Raw genomic sequence first — 3,217 nt, 5'->3', positions numbered from 1 at the left:
CTTCAGAACTAACACAGTGGACGCGAGCAACTGAGGACAAGCCCTCGGCCTATTAGTACCAGTCAGCTCCACCCGTTACCGGGCTTCCACATCTGGCCTATCAACCCAGTCGTCTACTGGGAGCCTTACCCTCTCAAGGAGGTGGGAATACTCATCTTGAAGCAGGCTTCCCGCTTAGATGCTTTCAGCGGTTATCCCTCCCGAACGTAGCCAACCAGCCATGCCCTTGGCAGGACAACTGGCACACCAGAGGTTCGTCCGTCCCGGTCCTCTCGTACTAGGGACAGCCCTTCTCAATATTCCTACGCGCACAGCGGATAGGGACCGAACTGTCTCACGACGTTCTAAACCCAGCTCGCGTACCGCTTTAATGGGCGAACAGCCCAACCCTTGGGACCGACTCCAGCCCCAGGATGCGACGAGCCGACATCGAGGTGCCAAACCATCCCGTCGATATGGACTCTTGGGGAAGATCAGCCTGTTATCCCCGGGGTACCTTTTATCCGTTGAGCGACGGCGCTTCCACAAGCCACCGCCGGATCACTAGTCCCGACTTTCGTCCCTGCTCGACCCGTCGGTCTCACAGTCAAGCTCCCTTGTGCACTTACACTCAACACCTGATTGCCAACCAGGCTGAGGGAACCTTTGGGCGCCTCCGTTACTTTTTGGGAGGCAACCGCCCCAGTTAAACTACCCATCAGACACTGTCCCTGATCCGGATCACGGACCGAGGTTAGACATCCAGCACGACCAGAGTGGTATTTCAACGACGACTCCACAACCACTGGCGTGGCCGCTTCAAAGTCTCCCACCTATCCTACACAAGCCGAACCGAACACCAATATCAAACTATAGTAAAGGTCCCGGGGTCTTTCCGTCCTGCTGCGCGAAACGAGCATCTTTACTCGTAGTGCAATTTCACCGGGCCTATGGTTGAGACAGTCGAGAAGTCGTTACGCCATTCGTGCAGGTCGGAACTTACCCGACAAGGAATTTCGCTACCTTAGGATGGTTATAGTTACCACCGCCGTTTACTGGCGCTTAAGTTCTCAGCTTCGCCACACCGAAATGTGACTAACCGGTCCCCTTAACGTTCCAGCACCGGGCAGGCGTCAGTCCGTATACATCGCCTTACGGCTTCGCACGGACCTGTGTTTTTAGTAAACAGTCGCTTCTCGCTGGTCTCTGCGGCCACCCCCAGCTCACGGAGTAAATCCGATCACCAGTGATGGCCCCCCTTCTCCCGAAGTTACGGGGGCATTTTGCCGAGTTCCTTAACCATAGTTCACCCGAACGCCTCGGTATTCTCTACCTGACCACCTGAGTCGGTTTAGGGTACGGGCCGCCATGAAACTCGCTAGAGGCTTTTCTCGACAGCATAGGATCATCCACTTCACCACAATCGGCTCGGCATCAGGTCTCAGCCTTATATGAGGGACGGATTTGCCTACCCCTCGGCCTACACCCTTACCCCGGGACTACCACCGCCCGGGCTGGACTACCTTCCTGCGTCACCCCATCGCTTACCTACTACAAGTCTGGTTCGCCGGCTCCACCACTTTCCTTTCCCCGAAGGGTCCGGAACGGCTTCACGGGCTTAGCATCGCCTGATTCGATATTGGGCGTTTCAAAGCGGGTACCGGAATATCAACCGGTTGTCCATCGACTACGCCTGTCGGCCTCGCCTTAGGTCCCGACTTACCCTGGGCAGATCAGCTTGACCCAGGAACCCTTAGTCAATCGGCGCACACGTTTCTCACGTGTGTATCGCTACTCATGCCTGCATTCTCACTCGTGAACCGTCCACAACTAGCTTCCGCTGCTGCTTCACCCGGCACACGACGCTCCCCTACCCATCACAGCGGGCGTTGGCCCTATTGCTGCAATGACACGACTTCGGCGGTACGCTTGAGCCCCGCTACATTGTCGGCGCGGAATCACTTGACCAGTGAGCTATTACGCACTCTTTCAAGGGTGGCTGCTTCTAAGCCAACCTCCTGGTTGTCTCTGCGACTCCACATCCTTTCCCACTTAGCGTACGCTTAGGGGCCTTAGTCGATGCTCTGGGCTGTTTCCCTCTCGACCATGGAGCTTATCCCCCACAGTCTCACTGCCACGCTCTCACTTACCGGCATTCGGAGTTTGGCTAAGGTCAGTAACCCGGTAGGGCCCATCGCCTATCCAGTGCTCTACCTCCGGCAAGAAACACGTGACGCTGCACCTAAATGCATTTCGGGGAGAACCAGCTATCACGGAGTTTGATTGGCCTTTCACCCCTAACCACAGGTCATCCCCCAGGTTTTCAACCCTGGTGGGTTCGGTCCTCCACGAAGTCTTACCTCCGCTTCAACCTGCCCATGGCTAGATCACTCCGCTTCGGGTCTAGAGCGTGCAACTCAATCGCCCTATTCGGACTCGCTTTCGCTACGGCTTCCCCACACGGGTTAACCTCGCTACACACCGCTAACTCGCAGGCTCATTCTTCAAAAGGCACGCAGTCACGACCGTCATTCCGAAGAATAACGGCGACGCTCCCACGGCTTGTAGGCACACGGTTTCAGGTACTATTTCACTCCGCTCCCGCGGTACTTTTCACCATTCCCTCACGGTACTATCCGCTATCGGTCACCAGGGAATATTTAGGCTTAGCGGGTGGTCCCGCCAGATTCACACGGGATTTCTCGGGCCCCGTGCTACTTGGGAGATTCTTAAGCAAGCCGCTGATGTTTCGTCTACGGGGGTCTTACCCTCTACGCCGGACCTTTCGCATGTCCTTCGACTACATCAACGGTTTCTGACTCGCCGACCGGCCGGCAGACCGATCAAAAGAATTCCCACAACCCCGCATGCGCAACCCCTGCCGGGTATCACACGCATACGGTTTGGCCTCATCCGGTTTCGCTCGCCACTACTCCCGGAATCACGGTTGTTTTCTCTTCCTGCGGGTACTGAGATGTTTCACTTCCCCGCGTTCCCTCCACACTGCCTATGTGTTCAGCAGTGGGTGACAGCCCATGACGACTGCCGGGTTTCCCCATTCGGACACCCCCGGATCAAAGCTCAGTTGGCAGCTCCCCGGGGCCTATCGCGGCCTCTCACGTCCTTCATCGGTTCCTGGTGCCAAGGCATCCACCGTGCGCCCTTAAAAACTTGGCCTACAGATGCTCGCGTCCACTGTGTAGTTCTCAAGCAACGACCAGTCACCCATCACCCTCAT

The 3,217-nt window shown here is 56.5% G+C and carries 1 rRNA gene; it reads right to left on the bottom strand.

Annotation, left to right across the window (positions count from 1 at the left end):
- Window positions 1–32: 32 nt before the first annotated feature.
- Window positions 33–3,156 (bottom strand): 23S ribosomal RNA (locus ACIQV3_RS40425).
- Window positions 3,157–3,217: the final 61 nt, after the last annotated feature.

Origin of the sequence: Streptomyces sp. NPDC099050, from assembly GCF_044759865.1 — a bacterium.
In the GTDB taxonomy this organism is placed as follows: Bacteria; Actinomycetota; Actinomycetes; order Streptomycetales; family Streptomycetaceae; genus Streptomyces.
Note: the sequence above shows the minus strand (reverse complement) of the source record. Positions and strands in the feature narration are given on the sequence as shown.